The sequence below is a fragment of the Nocardia sp. NPDC052001 genome, from assembly GCF_040680615.1.
In the GTDB taxonomy this organism is placed as follows: Bacteria; Actinomycetota; Actinomycetes; order Mycobacteriales; family Mycobacteriaceae; genus Nocardia.
The window spans coordinates 157,238-177,339 of sequence record NZ_JBFAXC010000010.1; the positions used below are offsets into that span (position 1 = coordinate 157,238).

A 20,102-nucleotide genomic window follows, 5' to 3' on the forward strand; every position below is an offset into this window, starting at 1 on the left:
TGACCTAAGACCGCGTGGACCACGCGGTGACATCGAGACAGGACTGGCATGGTTCGCGAACTCACGCACTTCATCGGCGGTCAGCACGTGACCGGGACCTCCGGCAAATTCGGAGACGTCTTCAATCCCAGCACCGGACAGGTGCAGGCGCGGGTGCCGCTGGCGACCAAGAGCGAGGTCGAGGCCGTCATCGCCAACGCCGCCGAGGCGCAGCAGGTGTGGGCCGCGTACAACCCGCAGAAGCGCGCCCGCGTGCTGATGAAGTTCCTGACCCTGGTGCAGGACGAGATGGATTCGCTCGCCGCACTGCTGTCCAGCGAACACGGCAAGACCATCCCGGACGCCAAGGGCGATATCCAGCGCGGCCTCGAGGTCATCGAATTCGCGACCGGCATACCGCATCTGCTCAAGGGCGAGTACACCGAGAGCGCGGGCACCGGCATCGATGTCTACTCCATGCGCCAGCCGCTCGGCGTGGTCGCGGGCATCACCCCGTTCAACTTCCCGGCCATGATCCCGCTCTGGAAGGCCGGACCGGCACTGGCGTGCGGTAACGCCTTCGTGCTCAAGCCGTCCGAGCGCGACCCCTCGGTACCGCTGCGACTGGCCGAACTGTTCCTCGAGGCCGGACTGCCCCCGGGCGTGTTCAACGTGGTCAACGGCGGTAAGGAAGCCGTCGACACACTGCTGAACGACGATCGCATCAAGGCTGTCGGCTTCGTCGGGTCCACCCCGATCGCGCAGTACATCTACGAGACCGCGACCGCCAACGGTAAGCGCGCGCAGTGCTTCGGCGGGGCCAAGAACCACGCCATCGTCATGCCGGACGCCGATCTGGACGATGTCGCCGATCAGCTCATCGGTGCGGGCTACGGCTCCGCGGGCGAGCGCTGCATGGCCATCTCCATCGCGGTGCCGGTCGGTGAGGAGACCGCGGATCGCCTGCGCGACAAGCTGATCGAACGCATCGCCAAACTCAATGTCGGCCTCTCCGATGATCCCGGCGCGGACTTCGGTCCCCTGGTCGGACAGGACGGTGTCGACCGCGTCAACGACTACGTGCAGATCGGCGTCGACGAGGGCGCGGAACTGGTCATCGACGGGCGCGGCCTGGTGGTCGAGGGCGGCGAAGAGGGATTCTTCGCGGGTGCGACGCTTTTCGATCGCGCCACCCCGGATATGCGGATCTACAAGGAAGAGATCTTCGGTCCGGTGCTCACCATCGTGCGCGCCAAGGATTACGAAGAGGCGCTGCGCCTGCCGAACGAACACGAATACGGCAATGGCGTAGCGATTTTCACCCGCGACGGTGACACCGCGCGTGACTTCGCCGCCCGGGTGCAGGTCGGCATGGTCGGCATCAACGTGCCGATCCCGGTGCCGATCGCGTACCACACCTTCGGCGGCTGGAAGCGTTCCGGCTTCGGCGATCTCAACCAGCACGGCCCGGACTCGATCCGCTTCTACACCAAGACCAAGACGGTGACCCAGCGCTGGCCCTCCGGACTCAAGGAGAGCAACGCCTTCGTCATCCCGACCATGGACTGACGATGTTCACACTCGACGAAGACGAAAAGGCGATCACCGCGACCGCCCGCTCCTTTGCCGACGAGCTGCTCGCGCCCAATGCGCTGGAATGGGATGAGCGCAAGCACTTCCCGGTGGATGTACTGCGCAAGGCCGGGCAGCTCGGCCTCGGCGGCATCTACGTCCGGGAGGATGTGGGCGGATCGGAACTGCGCCGGCTCGATGCCGTGCGCATCTTCGAACAGCTCTCCACCGGCTGCCCCGCCATCGCCGCCTACATCTCCATCCACAACATGGCCTCGTGGATGATCGATAGTTACGGCGATGCGGCGCAGCGCAATCGGTGGCTGCCGGGTTTGACCTCGATGGATCTGCTGGCCAGCTACGCGCTCACCGAACCGGGCGTCGGCTCGGACGCGGCGGCCCTGAGCACCAAGGCCGTTCGCGACGGTGACGACTATCTGCTCACGGGCGTCAAGCAATTCATCTCCGGTGCGGGCAGCAGCGATGTCTACGTGATCATGGCGCGCACCGGAGACAATGGGGCGCGCGGGATTTCGGCCTTCATCGTGCCCGCCGACACCCCCGGACTGTCCTTCGGCGCGAACGAGCGCAAGATGGGCTGGAACGCACAGCCCACCCGGCAGGTCATCCTCGACAATGCCCGGGTGCCCGCGGCCAACCTGCTCGGCTCCGAGGGCAATGGCTTCCGCATCGCCATGAACGGGCTCAATGGCGGACGGCTCAATATCGCCGCTTGCTCGCTCGGCGGCGCACAGGCGGCCATGGATCAGACCGTCAGCTATCTGGCACAGCGTAAGGCGTTCGGGGCGCGGCTGCTCGACAACACCGCGCTGCAATTCGAACTCGCCGATATGCGCACCTCGCTGGAGGCCGCCCGCACCCTGCTGTGGCGGGCCGCCGCCGCCCTGGACGCCGACGCCGACGACAAGGTCGAACTCTGCGCCATGGCCAAGCGGTTCACCACCGACGCCGGATTCGAGGTGGCCAACAAGGCCCTGCAACTCCACGGTGGCTACGGTTACCTGGCCGAATACGGGATCGAGAAGATCGTCCGCGACCTGCGGGTGCATCAGATTCTGGAAGGCACGAACGAGATCATGCGGGTGGTCGTCGCCCGCTCGGTGGTAGGAGCAGCATGAGTGACAACGCAGAACCCGAGGTGCTGATCGGCAAGCGCGACGGCCTCGGCCTGATCACGCTCAACCGGCCCCGGGCGATCAACGCGCTGAATCACCCGATGGCGCTGGCCATTCTGGACGCGCTGCGCGCCTGGGAGACCGATGACGAGGTGCGCACCGTGGTGCTCACCGGCGCGGGGGAGCGCGGGCTGTGCGCGGGCGGCGATATCGTCGCCATCCACACCGATGCCGAGAACGCTGTGGCCCAGCATGATTCACCGTGGACCGCCGCCGATTCGCCCAGCGGGCGGTTCTGGCGGGACGAATACATCCTGAACGCGCTCATCGGCGGCTACGCCAAGCCGTACGTCGCGATCATGGACGGCATCGTCATGGGCGGCGGCGTCGGCCTGTCCGGGCATGCCTCACACCGCATCGTCACCGAACGCTCCAAGATCGGCATGCCCGAGACGGGTATCGGCTTCATCCCGGATGTGGGCGGCACCTACCTGCTCGCGCACGCACCCGGCGAGATCGGCACGCACGTCGCGCTCACCACCGCGCGCATGACCGCCGGTGACGCCATCGCCGCCGGATTCGCCGACGCCTTCGTACCGTCCGAACACCTTCCGGCACTGTTGGAAGCGCTCGGCACCCTGAGCGCGGATGACGCCATCGCGAAATTCGCACAGCCCGCACCTGTTTCGGAATTCATCGCCCAGCGCGACTGGATCGACTACTGCTACGGCGCGGACACCGTCGAGGAGATCGTGCACCGGTTGCAGACCGACGGGCGCGCCGAGGCCGCCCAGGCCGCCGCCGATGTGCTGTCGAAATCGCCTGTGGCGCTGAAAGTCACGCTGCGGTCGCTGCGCGAGGCGCGCAAGGCCGACAGCCTCGAGGCGGTGCTGAACCGGGAGTACCGGGTCTCGGCCGCCTCGCTGAACACCCATGACCTGGTGGAGGGCATTCGCGCCCAGGTCATCGACAAGGATCGCAACCCGCAGTGGCAGCCCGCGACGCTCGCGGATGTCACCGACGCCGATGTGGACGCCTACTTCGGCGCGCTCGGCGATCGCGAATTGGGTTTGGCCACACCGAAGGATCAATAGTGAGCTCTGAAAAGATCAGCAGGGTAGGGTTTCTCGGCCTCGGCCATATGGGCGGCCCGATGGCGGCCAACCTGGTGAAAGCCGGATACGAGGTCCTCGCATACGATCCGGTGCCCGCCGCACAGGATCAGGCGCGGGCCGACGGCGCCACCGTCGTCGCGACACCCGTTGCGGCCGTGGCCGAATCGGAGATCGTCATCACCATGCTGCCCAATGGCCGCATCGTGCTCGACCTCTACAACGATGTGCTGTCCGCCGCCAAGCCGGGCACGCTGTTCGTCGACTGCTCCACCATCGATGTCGGTGATGCCAAGGCCGCCGCGGAACTCGCTGTGGCAGCGGGACATCGGGCACTGGACGCACCCGTCTCCGGTGGCGTCGCGGGCGCGGCGGCGGGCACCCTCACCTTCATGGTGGGCGGCGCGGACGCCGATTTCGCCGCCGCCCTGCCGCTTTTGGACGTCATGGGCGGCAAGGTCGTGCACTGCGGCGGCGCGGGCGTCGGCCAGGCCGCCAAGATCTGCAACAACATGATCCTGGGCATCTCCATGATCGGGCTCTCCGAGGCCATCGTGCTCGGTGAGAAGCTGGGGCTGACGCACGACAAGTTCTTCGATGTGGTGTCCACCGCCTCGGGGCAGTCGTGGGCGCTCACCTCGTACTGTCCCGTGCCCGGTCCGGTGCCGACCAGCCCGGCCAATAACGATTACCAGCCCGGTTTCGCCACGGCGCTGATGAGCAAGGATCTGGGCCTCGCGGCTAATGCCTTGCAGGCCAACGGGGTTGACGGACAGATCGGTTTGCTTGCCGCAGAGATCTACCAGCGCTTCAACCAGGACGAAGCGGGCAAGGATTTCTCGGCTATCGTCACCGATATTCGTACCCGATCTGGAGGAGAACAGGCGTGAGTGACTTCGAGACGATTCTGCTGGAGCGCAAAGGCCGCGTCGCCCTCATCACGCTGAACCGGCCGAAGGCTCTGAACGCGCTGAACTCGCAGGTCCTGACCGATATCTCGGCTGCCCTCGACGAGCTCGAGAACGACAACGAGATCGGCGCGGTCGTGCTCACCGGCTCCGAGCGGGCGTTCGCGGCCGGTGCGGACATCAAGGAGATGTCCGAGAAGTCGTACATGGACATGTTCCTCACCGACCACTTCGCCGGATGGGACCGCCTCGTCGCCTTCCGCAAGCCCATCATCGCCGCGGTCGCCGGATACGCCCTCGGCGGCGGCTGCGAACTCGCCATGATGTGCGACATCCTGCTTGCCGCCGACACCGCCAAATTCGGCCAGCCCGAGATCAAACTCGGCGTCATCCCCGGTATGGGCGGCTCGCAGCGCCTCACCCGCGCCGTGGGCAAGGCCAAGGCCATGGATCTCATCCTCACCGGCCGCAATATGGACGCCGAGGAAGCCGAGCGAGCGGGCCTGGTCTCGCGCATCGTCCCGGCCGCCGACCTGGTCGCGACCGCCCTCGAGGTAGCCGAGACCATCGCGTCCATGTCGCTGCCCTCGGTCATGATCGCCAAGGAAGCGGTCGACCGCGCCTTCGAAACCACCCTCACCGAGGGCCTGCGCTTCGAACGCCGCGTCTTCCACTCCCTGTTCGCCACCGAGGATCAGAAGGAAGGCATGGCCGCCTTCGTCGAGAAGCGGCCCGCCAACTTCAGCAACAAGTAGCGGAACGGTTGGGGCACAGCCCCACCCGGGACATGGCCGGGGGTTTGGGGGCCGAGCCCCCAAACCCCCTATCATTCACGCCTCGGGCGTGGTCAGTGCCGCGTTGGCCCGACCACTTCCACGGTCGGCTGCTTACCGTCGGTGTGCTCGCCTTCGTGATTCATGGCGAGCGCACCGGCGATGGTCCCGCCGAGGGTTGCCGTAACCGCAATGGCCGCAACGAGTTTGCGGCGTGAGGGGATATCCTCGCCGCGCAGTCTCGGGACCGGGTTGAAGCGCACACTGCGCACCCGGCGCGCGGAGGGGCGCTCGGCGGCCAGCAGCACCGCGCCGCGGGTGGAGACGAATTCGGGTTCCGGATCGTAGATCAACGGCAGATCGAGCTGCTGCTTCAGCTCATCGCGAATGCTCTTGTTGCGGGTGCAACCCCCGAGCAGCGCCATCGCGGAGGGGTGCACGCCGGTCTCATCGATCATCTGCCGCACGAACGACACCGAATGATGCACCCCCGCCGACACCAGATCGGCGAAGTCGCTGCGGGTGATGACGGCGCGATGCCCGTTGATCGGATCGCACACCGTGATCACGCGATCACTGGCCAGGGCTTCCTTATGGCGACGGCTGGTGGCCAGATCCACACTCACGCCGCCACGGGCCAATAGCCAGCGTAGTAGTGAATCGTGCCCGTCGCCGCCGAGCACGGTACTGCGCTTACTGGCCAGAATCGCCTCGGTGCGGCAATCGATCTGGGTCAGCGTCAAACCGGAAGCGCCCAGGTCATAGAGCAGGATCGAGCCCTCGGCGGGCAGTCTGCCGGTGAACCGCAGATATCTGAGCTGTGCGACCTGCTCGTCGATCAGGGTCAGGCGATTGCGCCCCGCCGTGGTGCGAATGGCGTCCGCGTGTGTCGAACACCGGCAGGTGACCGCGATACCGGTAATGAATTCATCGCGCCGAGCAGCGGATTTGCGCATCAGCCGGACGGCTTCGAAAACACCTTCCTCGATACCGCCGCCGGTTCTGCGCGCCACTTTGCAGCGGTCGATGGGAGGCAGATGCGGCTGGTCGGAATGGGTGAGCATGGCGCGCGCACCCGCCGCGCCAGCTGACACCCCGAGGACCAGCACCATGGCCTCAATGGTGAACCTTTTGCGGGCCGATTCCAAGACTATGACGCAGGAAATTGGCTGACCGGATGCTGGACGGTTACTGGGCGGCCCATCTGGTCGGCGAGCCACCGCTGTCGAAGTCGCCCGCGGTCTGCCGGAATTCCGCCAGCAATCGCAGCAGCAGCTGTAAACGATCCGGCGGCAGGCCGGTATTCGCGAACACCTGCCGGTTCAGCTCGGTGGTGGCCTTGGACACCAATTCCCTTCCGGCATCGGTGATTTCGATCAAGGTCGCCCGCCGGTCACTCGGATGCGGCACCCGCTTCACCAAATGCGCGGTCTCCAGCCGATCCACGGTGTTGGTGACACTCGTCGGATGCACCTGCAAACGCGCGCTGGCGACCGCCATCGGCAGCGCACCCGTTTTGCTGAAGCTCAACAGCATCAGTAGCTCGTACCGGGAGAAGGTGAGCCCGGAGGGCTTGAGCGCCTCGTCGACCCGGGCCATGACGATCTGCTGCGCCCGCACCAGTGAGGTGACCGCGGCCATCCCGTCCGCGACCTCGCCCCAGCCGTGCTCGGTCCACTGGCGGTGCGCCTCTTCGATCGGATCGAGCGGCAGGGGACGTGGCCGAGACATGTCCACGATCATCGCATGCGAAGCACTCGTATTCCGCCGCACCGAGCCCTATTTCGGTGTCGTACTCTTTGCGGACAAGGAGGCAGTACGTGACCAACCCGCTCGGCCCGAAGTTCGACCCGGCATCAACCGCACCCCGGGGCCCGTACAGTGTGCCCTTCCCCGAATTCACACCGCGCAAGCCCGATCGCAAACCCCTCTTCATGGGCGTGGCCATCGCCGTGATCGCCGCCGGCGTCGCCGGAATTCTCCTGTGGCCGCAGAACGCCGGCGGCGACTCCGCAGCCGCCGCCGACGAATTCGTGCCCACCGCGACCGACCACGATCCCTCGACCCGGATCGACGGCGTAGTGCGCAAGGACTATCCGGCCGGCGTGCACGTTGCCGCGAACCTGCGCGTCGCCTACACCCAGAGCCCGCCCTTCGGCGGCGCGCACGACAGTTCGTGGCTGCCGTGCACCGGCGTCAACTACACCGTGCCGATCCGCAACGAGAACGCCGTGCACGCGCTCGAACACGGCGCGGTCTGGATCACCTACAACCCGACCACACTCGGCGTCGACGGCGTCTCGGTGCTGACCGGACAGGTCGGCGCGAAACCGTACATGCTGCTGTCGCCGTATCCGGGGCTGGACACACCGATCTCGCTGCAATCGTGGGGCCACCAGCTCAAACTCAGTGATGCCCGCGATCCGCGCGTCGGCCAGTTCATCACCGCGCTGCGGCTGAACCCGTACACCTATCCGGAGCCGGGCGCGAGCTGCTCCAACCCCACCATCGACACCAATAACCCGCCGCCGTACGACCCGACACCGCCGGGACCGTACGCGGTCACCGAAGCCGGAGTCACCCCGCCGCCGCCGCCGCCACCGGCCCCGGAGCCCGCGCCCGAGCCGCCGCCCGGCCCGGAACCGGCGCCCGAAGGCTGATTGGAATCAGGCTGATTCGAACACTGGTCCCGAATGCGCACGCGCGGCATCATTTACAGCGATGCGGGTGTGACCGAGGGGCTAGGTAGCGGTCTGCAAAGCCGTATACGCGGGTTCGACTCCCGCCGCTCGCTCCAAAGGAAATGTCCCCCATGGAAATCCATGGGGGACATTTTCCGTATGCCGCGGGGGTCTAGGCGCAGCGGAAGCGGAACGTGGCCGTCGGGATGATGCCGGGCACCGTGCTGACCTGCTGTGCCGCATCACCATCGAGGGAGCAGCCCATCGGCGTCGAGACCTGTACCCGATAGCAGCCCGAGCCGCCGATATAGGTGGCGCTGCCGTCCCGGCCCGTGGTGACGGTGCCCGCGACCGGGCCGCCCGCGCACGGGGTGACATCGGCGGTCACGCCCGCGATCGGGAACTGCTCCACGCCGTACACCGCCTGCACCTGCACCGCGGAGTCCCCGGCGGGCGGCGGTTCGGCGGCCGCGAGCGGGGCCAGGGCGACGGCCGCGCCTACGACGGACAGGGCGAACAGCATGCTGCGCAACGAGACTCCTCAGGTAGTACCCGGGGCAATTCGCCCCCGCGCCAATATAGGTGCTGGGCGACGTGTCCGGTGGGAGCACGCCGAGTAGTCCGGCGGCGCTGTCACATTCACGCCGTGCGGGTCCGGGTCGGGCCAACCGATTCCCGCCGGGCGGCGGCACCGCTCGGCCTGCGGGCGCGGCCCAGCGGCGGGCGGGCACCTTTCCGTCGCGCACCATGCTCGCGTCACCCGTTGGTGTCAGACAGCCAGGGCATCCCGGGCGGCCGGGGCGCTGGACAGACCGTTGGTCAGCCGGGCGGCGGATGCGCATTGCTCGGCGGTGAATGCGACTGCCGCGCCGAGGACTTCGAGGTCCACGCGGTCTCCGACGGTGGGGGCGGCGACGCTGACCCGGCGCACCTGGATGGGGTCGGCGCGGCCGTCCAGGTCGAGGGTGAGCATGACGTCCGCACCGCGGAATTCGACGCCGCGCACCGTGGCGCGGCCCGGATCGCCGTTCGAAACCACGTGGGCGACAAGCTGTTCCGGCCGCATCATGACGGTCGCGGCACCTGCGGGGGCATCCGGCTGGACCGGAATCCGGCCCAGGGCGGTCTCGGCGGTATCGGATCGCAGGGTCGCGTCCAGCAGCACGGTGTCGCCGAGGAATCCGGCCGTGAACAGATCGGCCGGGGCGGCATACACCTGTTCGGGCGTGCCGACCTGGGTGAAGCGGCCGGTGCACATGACCGCGACCTGATCGGCGAAGGAGAGCGCCTCCTCCTGATCGTGGGTGACCAGAATGCTGGTCATGCCCGCCGCGCGCAGCGTATCGGCCACCGCCTGCCGAGTGGCGGCGCGCAGGCCGGTATCGAGCGCGCTGAACGGTTCGTCCAGCAGCATGAGATCGGGTTTGCGCGCCATGGCGCGGGCCAGCGCCACGCGCTGCTGCTGCCCGCCCGAGAGCTGATGCGGTCGCCGATCCGCGTAATCCGCTCCCAGCGAGACCATATCGAGCAACTCGCGCACCCGGGCCGCATGCCGCCGCCGTCCCGCCAGGCCGCCATTGAGACCGTAGGCGATGTTCTGCCCCACCGTGAGATGCGGGAAGAGCGCGCCGTCCTGCGCCACGTAGCCGATTCGGCGGCGATGCGGCGGCAGCGAGAACCCTTCCCGGGTAACCACTTCCGAGCCGACCGTGACCGAGCCCGAGTCCGGGTTCTCGAATCCGGCGATCACCCGTAGCAGCGTGGTCTTACCGCAGCCGGACGAGCCGACCACCGCCGTGGCGCTGCCGTCGGGCACCTCGAGCCGGATACCGTCCAGCACCCGGGCGGGCCCGAAGTTCTTGCAGACATTCTCGACGACAAGACGACTCATAGCCCGGCCGCCTTCCTGGATTGAGTGAACAGCAGATACGTGACCGGCACCGCCGCGATGATCATGATCAGCGCATAGGGCGCGGCCGCCGCGTAGTCCAGTTCGCCGGACAGCGACCAGAAGCGCATGGCCAGGGTGCGAGTCCCATTGGGGGCCAACAGCAGTGTGGCGGTCAGCTCGGTGGCCACCGCCACGAACACCATCGCGGCCGCCGAGGCCGCGGCGGGTGCGGTGAGCCGTAAGGTGATGCGCAGGAACGTCATCGGCCGCGAGGTCCCCAATGCCTGCGACACCTCCTCCAGGCCGACCGGCACCTGCGCCAGGCCCGCGCGCACACCGACCAGCGCGCGCGGCAGGAACATGAGCGTGTAGGCGGCGAGCACGGTGGCGGCGGTCTGATACAGCGCGGGCAGCCAGCGAATGCTCACCGTCACCAGCGCCAGCGCGATCACGATGCCCGGCAGCGAACTGGTGATGTAGTTGGCGCCCTCGATGATTCGCGCGAAACGAGAGGTGGAGCGCACCGCGATCCAGGCCACCGGGAAGGCGCACAGCGTGGTGATGACCGCGGCCGTGGCGGCCAATCCGATGGTCTGGCCCAGGGATTCGCCGATATCGGCCATATCCCAGACCTTCGAACCACCCAGCCGCAACCAGCGGATGATGGTCCACAACGGCACACCCAGCGAGAACGCCAGCGCGGCGGCCAACAGCAGGAATACCGGAAACTTGTTGACGCCCAGCCGGACTCGGATGGCGGCCCGCGGAACACCGCTGCCGATGCGGGCGTAGCGGGCATTACCGCGCGCCGCGGCCTCACCGGCCAGCAGCACCAGGCACAGCACCACCAGCACCCCGGCCAGCGTATTGCCCGCCGCCCCGGCGAAACTGGATTGGTACTGCTCGAAAATCGCGGTGGTGAAGGTGGAGAACCGGATCATGGCGAACGCGCCGTACTCGGCGAGCAGATGCAGCGCGATCAGCAGTCCGCCGCCGAGAATGGCCAGGCGCAACTGCGGCAGCACGATTCGCGCGAACACCGCGACCGGACCCGAGCCCAGCGCCCGCGCGGATTCCTCCACCGCCGGATCCAGCCTGCGCAGCGTCGCCGCGGCGGGCAGGTACACCAGCGGGAAATACGACACGGTCGCGATGAGCACGCCCGCCCACAGCCCGTGCAGGGACGGGAAGGCGCTCACCCAGCCGTAGCTGTTGACGAAGGCGGGAACGGCCAGCGGAGCCGCGAAGATCGGCCCCCACCAGGCCGCACCCGGTACGTCGGTGCGCTCCACGATCCAGGCCAGCCCGATGCCGAGCACCAGGCAGATCGGCACCGTGATGACCACCAAACCCACCGTATTGCGCAGTAGTTCACCGACTCGCGGCCGGAAGATCAAATGCGCGGTCTCGGTGAATCCGGTGCTGAACAGCGTGGACACGATATAGCCGAGCGGTACGAACGTCGCGGCCACCAGCAGCAGCGCGAGGATCGTGACGAGCAGCCCGGGCCGGGCGGCCCGGGTGGCGACAGCGGTCCGGACGGCCATGGGTTAGAGCAGACCCGCGTCGGTCATCAACTGGGTGACCTTCTTGGCGTCCAGCTTGCTGGGGTCGACCTTCGGCGCGTCCAGCGAAGCCAGCGGCGGCAGCGCCGGATTGGCGGCGACGGTGGCCGAGACCGGGTACTCCATCGAATCGCCGTCGCGCAGCACCTCCTGGCCCTTCTGCGAGGCGATGAAGGCGAGGAACTTCTGCGCGTTCTCCGACTTCTTGCTCGACTTCAGCACGCCGCCACCGGAAATGGAGACGAAGGCGCCCGGATCCTGGTTCTTGAAGTAGTACAGCTTGGTGTTGTTGCTGTTCTCCTTGGTATTGGCCTGATCGCGGTACCAGTAGTAGTGGTAGATCACGCCGCCGTCGAACTGCCCCGCATTGACGCCCTTCATGGTCGTCACATTGTTCTGCGAGGCGATCGCGTTGTCCTTCATACCCTTGAGCCACGCCTTGGTGACGTCCTCACCCTTCAGGGCGAGCAGGGCGGCCACGATGGCCTGGAAGTCCGCGCCGGACACGCCCGCGCTCCAGCGGCCCTTCCACTGCGGCTGCTGCAGATCCAGCAGCGAATGCGGCAGTTGATCGGCCTGCAGCTTGCCGGTGTTGTAGACGAAAACGGTTGAGCGGGCCGCGATTCCGGTCCACTTGCCGGTGGACGGGCGGAACTGCTCGGGCACCTGCGCGAGCGTGTTGGGATCCACATCGGCGAACAGCCCGGCGTTCTCGACCAGCGCCATGGCGGGGGAGTTCTCGGTGAGGAAGACATCGGCGGGCGAGTTCTTGCCCTCGGCGACGAGCTGGTTGCCCAGATCGGTGTCACCGCCCTGGCGCAGCGTCACCTTGATGCCGGTCTCCTTGGTGAAGGCCTCGGCCCACTCCTTGGTCAGCGATTCGTGCTGGGCGTTGTAGACCAGGATCTCGTTATCGTCCTTGGACGAATTGGAGCATCCGGTTGCCGCCAGCAGGGTGATCGCGGCGACCACGCCGGACACCAGTTTCCATCGAGCCGCTGCCATGACCGTCCTTTCGACATGCCAATCCTCATTCCTGAGGTTTGGCTAACCAACGTACCGTCTCTCGGGGCGGACAGATCCGGCACCCCACCGAATCGCAACCTATTTGCCGTAGTCTGCGGACATTCAGTGGTGGACCGATCGAAGGAAATCGATGACCCTGCCGCCCGGCGGACAACCGTACAATCCGGCAATGGACGTTCAGCGATCTGCTGGCAAACGCGGCGGGGGAGGTCGTAAACCACTGTTCGTCGGATTGGCCGTGGCGGCCGTCGTCGTGGTCGGCGGTGGCGTCGCCGCCGCGGTCTCGCTGTCCGGCAAGGATTCCCCGAGCGACAGCCAGCGCATCGACTCCGCCATTCGCGATTTCTACGGCACGTTGTCGGCCAAAGGTCCGGGCGTCGCGGTCGCCAAGGCGTGCGCGGCGGATCGCGCCGAATACGATGCGCTGTCCACCGCGCAGAAGAGCGCGTCCGAACAGGGCCGGATGGATATCCGCATCGTGAGCATCGACCAGATCGCCGTCACCGGCGATCGCGCGACCGCGAAAATGGTTGGCGCGCTCTCGGTTTCGGGAGCCGACGACAAGTCGACCACCGCGTCGGAGCATCTCCGCAAGGAGGAGGGCACGTGGAAGGTGTGCTCGACCGACGGCAGGTAGTGCGGTCGTGAACTGCTGCGGGCCGAACCGGCGCACCGTCCTGGGTGCGCTCGCGGCGGCGACCCTGCTCCCGCTCGCCCGTCCGGGAGTGGTTCGCGCACAGCCGGGTTCGGTGATCGCGACCGATCTGGAAGTCGTCACGATCACCGCGGAGTCGGCGATCCTCACCTGGACGACCCTGGGGCCCAACGCGAATGGCGATCCGGTGCCGGTGGAGACCGACGCCGAGGTGTGGCTGGGCCCCGCCGACGGGACGGGCCTGCGGCAGGTGTTCGCCGATCCCGGGCCGACCGCGTACCACTACGCCGAGATCACCGGCCTGGAACCCGGCCGCCGCTACCGATTCGAGGCGCGCTCGGTGGGTGTGACCGCCGTGCCCGCGCTGAATGTGGCCACCCGGCTGCCGAATACGCCGGAGGCGAGCGGTGAGTTCAGCACGCCGGTGCCGCCGCCGGGCCGACTGCTGCGCACCATCGCGCTCTGCAACGATGTGCACTACGGCGAGGAGATCAGCGGCCTGATCGCCGCCGGACTGCCGCCCGGCGTGCGCCAGGATCCCGGTCTCGCACCGTATCCCGAGGTCATGCTGGCCGCGATCCTCGATGATCTGCGCCGCCCCGACCGCGCCGCCGATCAACTGCTGCTCGCGGGTGATCTGACCGCGGAGGCGACGCCCGATCAGGTGCGCGGGGTGCATCGCGCACTCGCGGAATGGGGTGCGGCGGAACGGGATTGGTTCGCCTGCCGGGGCAATCACGACCGCCCGCATCTGGGCGGCGACTACGCGGGCTGCGCACCGTATGCGGACCACTTCGACTGCTGGGGCGAATCCTTCGGTCCCCGGCAGCAATTGGGGGAGTTCGAGGTGGGCGAGTTGCGCCTGCTGGCCCTGGACACCACCGAACTCGACGGGTCCGGCGGCAGTATCGACCGGCCGCAGCTGGATCGGCTGCGCGAGGTGCTGCTGGCCGATCCGGACCGCCCGACGCTGGTCTTCAGCCATCATCCGGTTACCGCCGAATCCGGCTGGACCAATATCGCGGGGCCGGGTTTTGTGCTCAACAGCGCCAATTCGGCTGAGCTGCAATCGCTCTACCGCTCCGCGCCCGGGGTATTCCTGCACCATTCCGGCCATACCCATCGAAATCGCCTTACCCGCCCCGACTTTCCCATTCCGGTCGAATTTCTCGAGGTGGGCGCGGCCAAGGAGTATCCCGGCGGCTACTCGCTGGTGCGCCTCTACGAGGGCGGCTACACCGTCAACTTCTACAAGACCCGCACGCCGGGCGCGCGTCGCTGGAGCGCTCGGTCGCGCGGTGAGTACTTCGGTCTGCTGCCCGAGTACACCCTGGGCTCCACCGCCGACCGCAATCACACCGTGCCGCGTGACCTGTCGGGTCTGGTTCGTGCCTGAGGCGGTGGGCGCCTCGTGTCCGCGGCGGCGGGCCGCGTGCCTGCAGCAATGGGCTGAATCACTGGTTCGGGCACCCATGCTCATTTGCTGTTAATCTCGCAAACAGTTAGCTGTTCGTTCGGCTGTAGCGCGAGAAGCGTTCGATCACCGGTGAGAGGGTGACGAGATGGGCGCGAAGTTCGCGTTGGTGCAACCTGTGAGCGTGACTGCGATGCCTGATATTCGCCGGTACACAGGGGCCATCGAGGCCGCCTCGGCATTTCTCGGTGCCGTGGTCGCCGGGTTGTTGCTCATGGCTCCCCTCGATCTGAATTGGGCCAATGAGGGGCCGATGGAAGTCGATCTGCTCATTCTGAATATGCCCCGTGCCGCCGCCGCGGGCGCGATGTTCGCGGTCATCGCCGCAGCGCTGGCGGTGGCCCTGGGGCAGCGCACCGCCTGGCTCGCCGCTTTCGGCAGCGCCGCTGTCCTGCTGACCGATCACCTCTGGAATCTGAACAGCTCACTCACCGGCACGCTCATCACCGTCAACTACGTCGATTCCATCTTCGGCGGCATCCTGCTGGGCGCCTTGACCGTCGCGGTATTCGGCAGACCGATCGCGACCACCGCGTTTCTCATCGGTGCGCTGTCCAGCATTCTGATCGGTGATCTCACCTCGCTACCCGAATCCGGCGGACCACAGCGCACATTCATCGAATGGGCGGCCAGCGGAACCCCGCCGCTGTGGCTGGTGCTGATCGCGGTGCTCGCCCTGGCCGCGGCGGTGGCGATGCGGCGGACCGAACCGAAACCGGATGAAGCGGATGGAGGCGAACTGCCCATCGCTCCCATCCTGTCGGCGCTGCTGCTGGTCGGCACCACCGCGGTGACGACGGAATGGCTGGTCAAACACGCCGGGACGCCGCCGCAGGTCACCGCGATCGCAGCCACAATCCTGGTCGCCGCGATCGTGGGAGCGCTATTGCTGCCGGGCCGGGACGGTGTCGTGGTACTGCTGGCCTTGGCGGTCGCCAATTCGGGCAGCGCGATCATCGCCGTTCCACGGCCGGACTGGAGTGCGCCACTGCCGTTGATCGCGGTGGTACTGGGTTTCTATGCCGGGCGGCGATGGCATTCCCCGTCGGCGGGGCTGCTCGGCAGCGCGGCCATCGGCGTATTCGCGGCGGCCACCGCCGGTCAGGCGCGCACCGAAGCGATCATCCCGCTGATCGGAATCACCGCCGTCGGCCTGCTGCTGGGCTATTGCTTCGCCGGTGCGGTCGCACAGCGCTCGGCTGCGAGCAATGCCGTGGCGTTCGCGGTCCTACTGGTGCCCTGCCTCGTTGTCGCCCTGCGCGGCAGTGATTTCGAACGTGTCGCGTATTCGCCGCGCTGGTATCGGGATCCGACGGGTTCGGCGTCCGCGGCGCCCGGCTGGGTGGCCGTAGCCATCAGTCTCGGATGTCTGGCAGGGCTTGCGCTGCTGTACCGTGTCCGACCCGTCGATCACCTGCCGAAGCGGCCGTCGACCCAGCTCAGCGCGTCCGCGTAGGACGCCTCCAGTACACCCCGGTGATCGACACCCGGATATCCGCGATACTGCACCGGCTGGCCCGCGGCGCGCTGGCGCACCACCATGACATCGGTGGCGGCCGCGGGCACCGTGGCATCGGCCCGGCCCTGCAAAACCAGCAGCGGCTGCGCGAAAGTCAGTGTGCTGGGATCGTTTTCATTCAGCACCCGGGTGAGCGCGTGAATATCGCCGTCGGGTGCGAACACCTCGCTCGCGGTCAGCCCGCCCCACTGCTGCGGACTCCGCAGCTGCGCGATGCATCCCACGTCCGCCAGGGTGACCATGGCCGCCGCGTCCGGGGTCAGGAAGCGCGCCGGATCGATATCGGCGACCGTCTGCGCGCCCCGAATGATCAAGGGCAGGAACGCGGTCGCTCCACCCGTGAGCGGACCGAGCGTGGTGGACGCGCCCACCGCCGTGGCCAACTGCGATGCCTGGATACCGATGCCCTGATGCGATGCGGGAGCCAGCGCGACCGCACCCAGCAGTTGGAGCTCCGGCGCCCACTGCTGCGCCTGCGCATCGGCGAAAACGGCCGCCTGCCCACCCTGTGAATGCCCCATCGCCACCCAGCGGGTGCCGATCTCCGGTTCGATTTGCCTTGCGGCCCTTGCCATATCGGTGACCGCGCGCTGTTCGGCGGTACCGATCAGATAGCCGTGCGGGCCGGGCGTGCCCAGGCCCTGATAGTCGGTCTGCGCCACCGCGTAACCCGCGGATATCCACTGCGCCTGCACTTTTCGAACCAGGGAGGTGTAATCGTGCGCGGGGAAGGCATCGGAGGTGTCGTGCGAGGGCGCGCAGGAATCATCGACCCCGGTGGTGCCGTGCGCCCACGAGATCAGCGGCCAGCCGCCCGGGGGCGGGGTGCCCTCGGGCACCGCCACGGTGCCCGATACCGCCGTCGAATTCCCCTGCATATCGACGGATCGGTACAGCACCAGATAGTTCCGTGCCCCCGGAATTCCCGGATCACCGTCGATGGGCCGCAACTGGATCACCGATCCGTGCGGACCGGCGACCCGATCCTCGGGCGCGGTGTAGAACGCCGCGACATCGGTGGTCTCATCCACGATCGCAATGGGGGTGACGGGGGTGGCATGGCCCGGTGCGACGGCGATGCAGGTTCCCGCGATGCCGGCCAGAGCCGCGCTGGCTATCGATCCGGTCCGTCGCGCATGTCGCCGCCGTGGTAGGTCCGCGCACCTCTCCTCGATGTCCGACATGCCCAAAAGATACCGGTCTGTTGGCAAATTAGGGGGCAAGGCAACACGCCCTGGTGAGTGTCAGCCCTCACCCCCGCGCGCCCGCCACCTGCCCGGACGAGTCCGGATACGCCCAGCGCAAGCGTTTATTTCACGGTGCGCGCATCCCTCGCGCGACACCCGCCACTGCGCCACGGTCGATGCGGAGATTCGCACGCCCGGCTCGACGTGTATCGCATTCTCGGCCTGGGGGACGGGGAGGCGCATGTCATCCGCAATGCGGGCGGCGTGGTCACCGATGACGAGATCCGCTCGCTCGCCATCAGTCAGCGCCTGCTGGGCACCACCGAGATCATCCTCATCCACCACACCGACTGCGGCATGCTCACCTTCACCGACGACGACTTCAACGCACCATCCAGGACGACACCGGCATCAAGCCCGCCTGGTCCGCCGAAGCCTTCCCGGATCTGGACGATGATGTGCGGCAATCGATTCGGCGCATCGAGGCCAGCCCGTTCATCACCGCGACAACGTCCTTGCGCGGCTTCGTATTCGACGTGGCCACCGGCAAACTCAACGAGGTCGTCGGCTGAGGTCGCATCGCCCCGAGACGAGAAAAAGGCCCCGATCGGCGAATGCCGTTCGGGGCCTTGCTCTTCGGTGCCCTCGGCAGGATTCGAACCTGCGGCCTTCTGCTCCGGAGGCAGACGCTCTATCCCCTGAGCTACGAGGGCGGGGGTGGACCCGCTCGGACTTCTCGACTTTCCGAGTGGGCTGGGAAAGCGTATCGCATTGCCTGCGCTGCGCCAAAAACCCGGGTGGACCGGGCGTTTTGCGACGCCCGGCACCGAACTCAGTTGAGCGGGAGCGGTGGGGCTTTGCGCTCGGCGAGCATCTGGGTCATCAAATCGGCTTCGCTGGACTGGGTTTTGGCCATGCTCTGCGCCAGTGAACGCACCACATCGATATCGGCGCGCTGCTCGGCGTATTCGATCATGGGCATACCGCCCTGATGATGCCGCAGCATCAACTGCAGGAACATGGTGTCCAGTGCCGGACCGGTGGCCGCGCGCAGCGCCGTGATCTCCTCGGTGGAGGCCATACCGGGCATGACCGCCACCGGACCCGAATGCTCGGCGGTGCCCATGTGGTGATGGGCCGACATATCGGTCATCCAGCCCATGTAGCCGCCCGTGGGCAGCAGCGGTTCGCCCCAGGATTGCAGCCACGCCTGCATGCGGCCCGCCTGATTGCCCTGGGTGGTGAGGATGTCATAGGACAGCCGCTTCACCGCCGGATCGGTGGTGCCGCTGAACGCGATCGCGGCCATCTCCACCGCCTGTGCGTGATGCACCGACATGTCCTGGCTGAAGCCGATATCCACCGCGCTGGGCTCCGGATCCGAGGCACGCAGATTGCCGACCATCAGGCCCGCGGCGAAACCGGCCAGCAGCACCGCGATCACACCGAGGATCAGCAGCGCGGGCCGCTGACTACGGCCCGTCGCCTCCACGGGTTCGGCCGCCTCGGAATCGCCGGGCTCGTTCGCGTGCGACAAGAACGGCGGCATTACTGCGCCGGAGCCGGCTGCTCCGGCTGCGGGTCGCCGGTGGGCACGGGAATGCTGGGGATGCCGCCGGGCAGCGTGCCGTCGCCGCCGGGCGCGGTCGCGTCACCACCGGGCAGGGTGCCGCCGGGGATGGTGCCGCCGGGCAGGCCCGGAATGCCACCGGGGATATTCGGCATGCCGCCGGGAATCTGGCTGCCGCCGGCACCGCCCAGCTCGGTGGTGTCCTTGGTCAGGCCCTTACCGTCCAGCGGCACCGCGTCCGGACCCGGCTTGGACGGATCGAACGGCGGCGGGTTGTTGGTGTCGAAGGTCGGGTTCGCGCAGCTCGCGCCGACCTCGGGGTAGGTGTTCGAGTTCAGGCGCAGATCCTTGATGAACCGGTCCACCCGCGAATCGTCGGCCTTCTGCAGCTTGAGCTGATGACCCCACGCCTGCAACGAGATCGGGGTGTCCATGCCGGGGTACGGCGACATCAGCATGTACTGCTGGCCTTCGACCTTCTTCTTCAGCGTGTCGATGGTCGCCTGATCCACCTTGTCAGGGTTGTAGGTGATCCACACCGCACCGTGCTCCAGCGAATGCACGGCATTCTCCGTGCGGATCGCCTTGGCGTACACATTGCCCATGCACGCCGCCCACGAACCGTCGTGCGGGCCACCGAACGGCGGTGCCTGGTCGTATGCCACGCGCTGCGTCGAGGACACGTGCAGACCGGCCGGATAGTCCTTTTTGACCACGCCGTCGATATACGCGGAAGGGTTCTTGATCTCTTCCTTGGCGTTGTACTTGGGCACCAGGAATGCGGCGATTCCGCCGATCAGCGCCAGCACGGCCACCACCGCGGCAATGGTCATCCACGGGATGTTCCGTTTCACGGGCAGTTTGCCCCCGGACCCGCCTTTACGGCCCGATCCCGACGATTTGCCCGCGGCCTTAATAGCCTTGGCCGACTTGGCACTGGTGCTGCTCGGCATAACTAGTTGTGCTCTCTTCGACGTGTTCGGACAATCAAGCGATGCGGCCGCATCGTTTGCTGGGCGCCTGCCCGTGCGATGCCCGCGCGCGGCGTGCACCT

At 67.3% G+C, this 20,102-nt stretch carries 18 protein-coding genes, 2 tRNA genes and 1 pseudogene; 11 read left to right on the plus strand and 10 right to left on the minus strand.

Annotation, left to right across the window (positions count from 1 at the left end):
* Positions 1 to 48 precede the first annotated feature (48 nt).
* From AB0L82_RS34920 to AB0L82_RS34940, 5 genes are read left to right on the plus strand one after another with little or no spacing between them, the layout of a single operon-like run.
* Entirely contained in the window at positions 49 to 1,548 is a 1,500-nt protein-coding gene (locus tag AB0L82_RS34920; protein WP_364646388.1) for a CoA-acylating methylmalonate-semialdehyde dehydrogenase, read from the plus strand.
* A gap of 2 nt (positions 1,549 to 1,550) precedes the next feature.
* The gene (locus tag AB0L82_RS34925) at positions 1,551 to 2,690 is read left to right on the plus strand and encodes an acyl-CoA dehydrogenase family protein (protein WP_364646391.1); all 1,140 of its coding nucleotides are present in this window, start codon (positions 1,551 to 1,553) and stop codon (positions 2,688 to 2,690) included.
* A complete protein-coding gene (locus AB0L82_RS34930) occupies positions 2,687 to 3,781 on the plus strand; it encodes an enoyl-CoA hydratase/isomerase family protein (RefSeq protein ID WP_364646393.1) in 1,095 nt (364 codons plus the stop codon). The genes AB0L82_RS34925 and AB0L82_RS34930 overlap by 4 nt, the downstream gene beginning before the upstream one ends.
* Complete coding sequence (gene mmsB / locus AB0L82_RS34935; RefSeq protein WP_364646396.1) at positions 3,781 to 4,689, plus strand: 3-hydroxyisobutyrate dehydrogenase; 909 nt, start codon at positions 3,781 to 3,783, stop codon at positions 4,687 to 4,689. The genes AB0L82_RS34930 and mmsB overlap by 1 nt, the downstream gene beginning before the upstream one ends.
* Positions 4,686 to 5,462, plus strand: a complete 777-nt coding sequence (locus AB0L82_RS34940) for an enoyl-CoA hydratase (RefSeq protein WP_364646399.1) — start codon at positions 4,686 to 4,688, stop codon at positions 5,460 to 5,462. The genes mmsB and AB0L82_RS34940 overlap by 4 nt, the downstream gene beginning before the upstream one ends.
* A gap of 92 nt (positions 5,463 to 5,554) precedes the next feature.
* Here AB0L82_RS34940 and AB0L82_RS34945 read toward each other — a convergent pair whose 3' ends face one another.
* Both AB0L82_RS34945 and AB0L82_RS34950 read right to left on the minus strand, forming a co-directional pair.
* Complete coding sequence (locus AB0L82_RS34945) at positions 5,555 to 6,592, minus strand: hypothetical protein (protein ID WP_364646402.1); 1,038 nt, start codon at positions 6,590 to 6,592, stop codon at positions 5,555 to 5,557.
* A 76-nt stretch (positions 6,593 to 6,668) separates the two neighbouring features.
* The gene (locus AB0L82_RS34950; protein ID WP_364646404.1) at positions 6,669 to 7,211 is read right to left on the minus strand and encodes a MarR family transcriptional regulator; all 543 of its coding nucleotides are present in this window, start codon (positions 7,209 to 7,211) and stop codon (positions 6,669 to 6,671) included.
* Positions 7,212 to 7,300: 89 nt separating this feature from the next.
* On the opposite strand from AB0L82_RS34950, the gene AB0L82_RS34955 reads away from it, so the two are divergent.
* Positions 7,301 to 8,140, plus strand: a complete 840-nt coding sequence (locus AB0L82_RS34955; RefSeq protein WP_364646407.1) for a DUF3105 domain-containing protein — start codon at positions 7,301 to 7,303, stop codon at positions 8,138 to 8,140.
* A gap of 63 nt (positions 8,141 to 8,203) precedes the next feature.
* Positions 8,204 to 8,277, plus strand: a tRNA-Cys gene (locus tag AB0L82_RS34960).
* A gap of 56 nt (positions 8,278 to 8,333) precedes the next feature.
* On the opposite strand, the gene AB0L82_RS34965 is transcribed toward AB0L82_RS34960, so the two are convergent.
* The 4 genes from AB0L82_RS34965 to AB0L82_RS34980 all read right to left on the minus strand — a co-directional run bounded on the left by AB0L82_RS34965 (position 8,334) and on the right by AB0L82_RS34980 (position 12,622).
* On the minus strand, positions 8,334 to 8,693 hold the full coding sequence (locus AB0L82_RS34965; protein WP_364646409.1) for a hypothetical protein: 360 nt from the start codon (positions 8,691 to 8,693) through the stop codon (positions 8,334 to 8,336).
* 237 nt (positions 8,694 to 8,930) lie between these two features.
* The gene (locus AB0L82_RS34970) at positions 8,931 to 10,052 is read right to left on the minus strand and encodes an ABC transporter ATP-binding protein (protein WP_364646412.1); all 1,122 of its coding nucleotides are present in this window, start codon (positions 10,050 to 10,052) and stop codon (positions 8,931 to 8,933) included.
* Complete coding sequence (locus AB0L82_RS34975; protein ID WP_364646415.1) at positions 10,049 to 11,599, minus strand: iron ABC transporter permease; 1,551 nt, start codon at positions 11,597 to 11,599, stop codon at positions 10,049 to 10,051. The genes AB0L82_RS34970 and AB0L82_RS34975 overlap by 4 nt, the downstream gene beginning before the upstream one ends.
* A gap of 3 nt (positions 11,600 to 11,602) precedes the next feature.
* On the minus strand, positions 11,603 to 12,622 hold the full coding sequence (locus AB0L82_RS34980) for an iron ABC transporter substrate-binding protein (RefSeq protein WP_364646418.1): 1,020 nt from the start codon (positions 12,620 to 12,622) through the stop codon (positions 11,603 to 11,605).
* 190 nt (positions 12,623 to 12,812) lie between these two features.
* Between AB0L82_RS34980 and AB0L82_RS34985 the strand changes: the two genes are divergently transcribed.
* From AB0L82_RS34985 to AB0L82_RS34995, 3 genes are all read left to right on the plus strand, one after another.
* Positions 12,813 to 13,280 carry a hypothetical protein gene (locus tag AB0L82_RS34985; protein ID WP_364646421.1) on the plus strand — a complete coding sequence of 156 codons (468 nt, stop codon included), beginning with the start codon at positions 12,813 to 12,815 and terminating at the stop codon, positions 13,278 to 13,280.
* Between the two features lie 7 nt (positions 13,281 to 13,287).
* Positions 13,288 to 14,694 (plus strand): metallophosphoesterase, encoded by a 1,407-nt coding sequence (locus AB0L82_RS34990; RefSeq protein WP_364646424.1) that lies wholly within the window; start codon positions 13,288 to 13,290, stop codon positions 14,692 to 14,694.
* Between the two features lie 202 nt (positions 14,695 to 14,896).
* Positions 14,897 to 16,228, plus strand: a complete 1,332-nt coding sequence (locus AB0L82_RS34995; protein ID WP_364646427.1) for a hypothetical protein — start codon at positions 14,897 to 14,899, stop codon at positions 16,226 to 16,228.
* Here AB0L82_RS34995 and AB0L82_RS35000 read toward each other — a convergent pair.
* Complete coding sequence (locus tag AB0L82_RS35000) at positions 16,183 to 17,475, minus strand: lipase family protein (protein ID WP_364646430.1); 1,293 nt, start codon at positions 17,473 to 17,475, stop codon at positions 16,183 to 16,185. The genes AB0L82_RS34995 and AB0L82_RS35000 overlap by 46 nt on opposite strands.
* 195 nt (positions 17,476 to 17,670) lie before the next feature.
* Between AB0L82_RS35000 and AB0L82_RS35005 the strand changes: the two are divergent.
* Positions 17,671 to 18,050, plus strand: a pseudogene (locus AB0L82_RS35005) (carbonic anhydrase); the annotation flags it as partial.
* Positions 18,051 to 18,118: 68 nt separating this feature from the next.
* On the opposite strand, the gene AB0L82_RS35010 reads toward AB0L82_RS35005, so the two are convergent.
* The 3 genes from AB0L82_RS35010 to AB0L82_RS35020 all read right to left on the minus strand — a co-directional run bounded on the left by AB0L82_RS35010 (position 18,119) and on the right by AB0L82_RS35020 (position 20,001).
* Positions 18,119 to 18,191, minus strand: a tRNA-Arg gene (locus AB0L82_RS35010).
* Between the two features lie 119 nt (positions 18,192 to 18,310).
* Positions 18,311 to 19,027: a DUF305 domain-containing protein gene (locus AB0L82_RS35015; RefSeq protein WP_364646434.1), complete on the minus strand. Its 717-nt coding sequence runs from the start codon at positions 19,025 to 19,027 to the stop codon at positions 18,311 to 18,313.
* Positions 19,027 to 20,001, minus strand: a complete 975-nt coding sequence (locus AB0L82_RS35020; protein WP_364646437.1) for a DUF3105 domain-containing protein — start codon at positions 19,999 to 20,001, stop codon at positions 19,027 to 19,029. The genes AB0L82_RS35015 and AB0L82_RS35020 overlap by 1 nt, the downstream gene beginning before the upstream one ends.
* Positions 20,002 to 20,102: the final 101 nt, after the last annotated feature.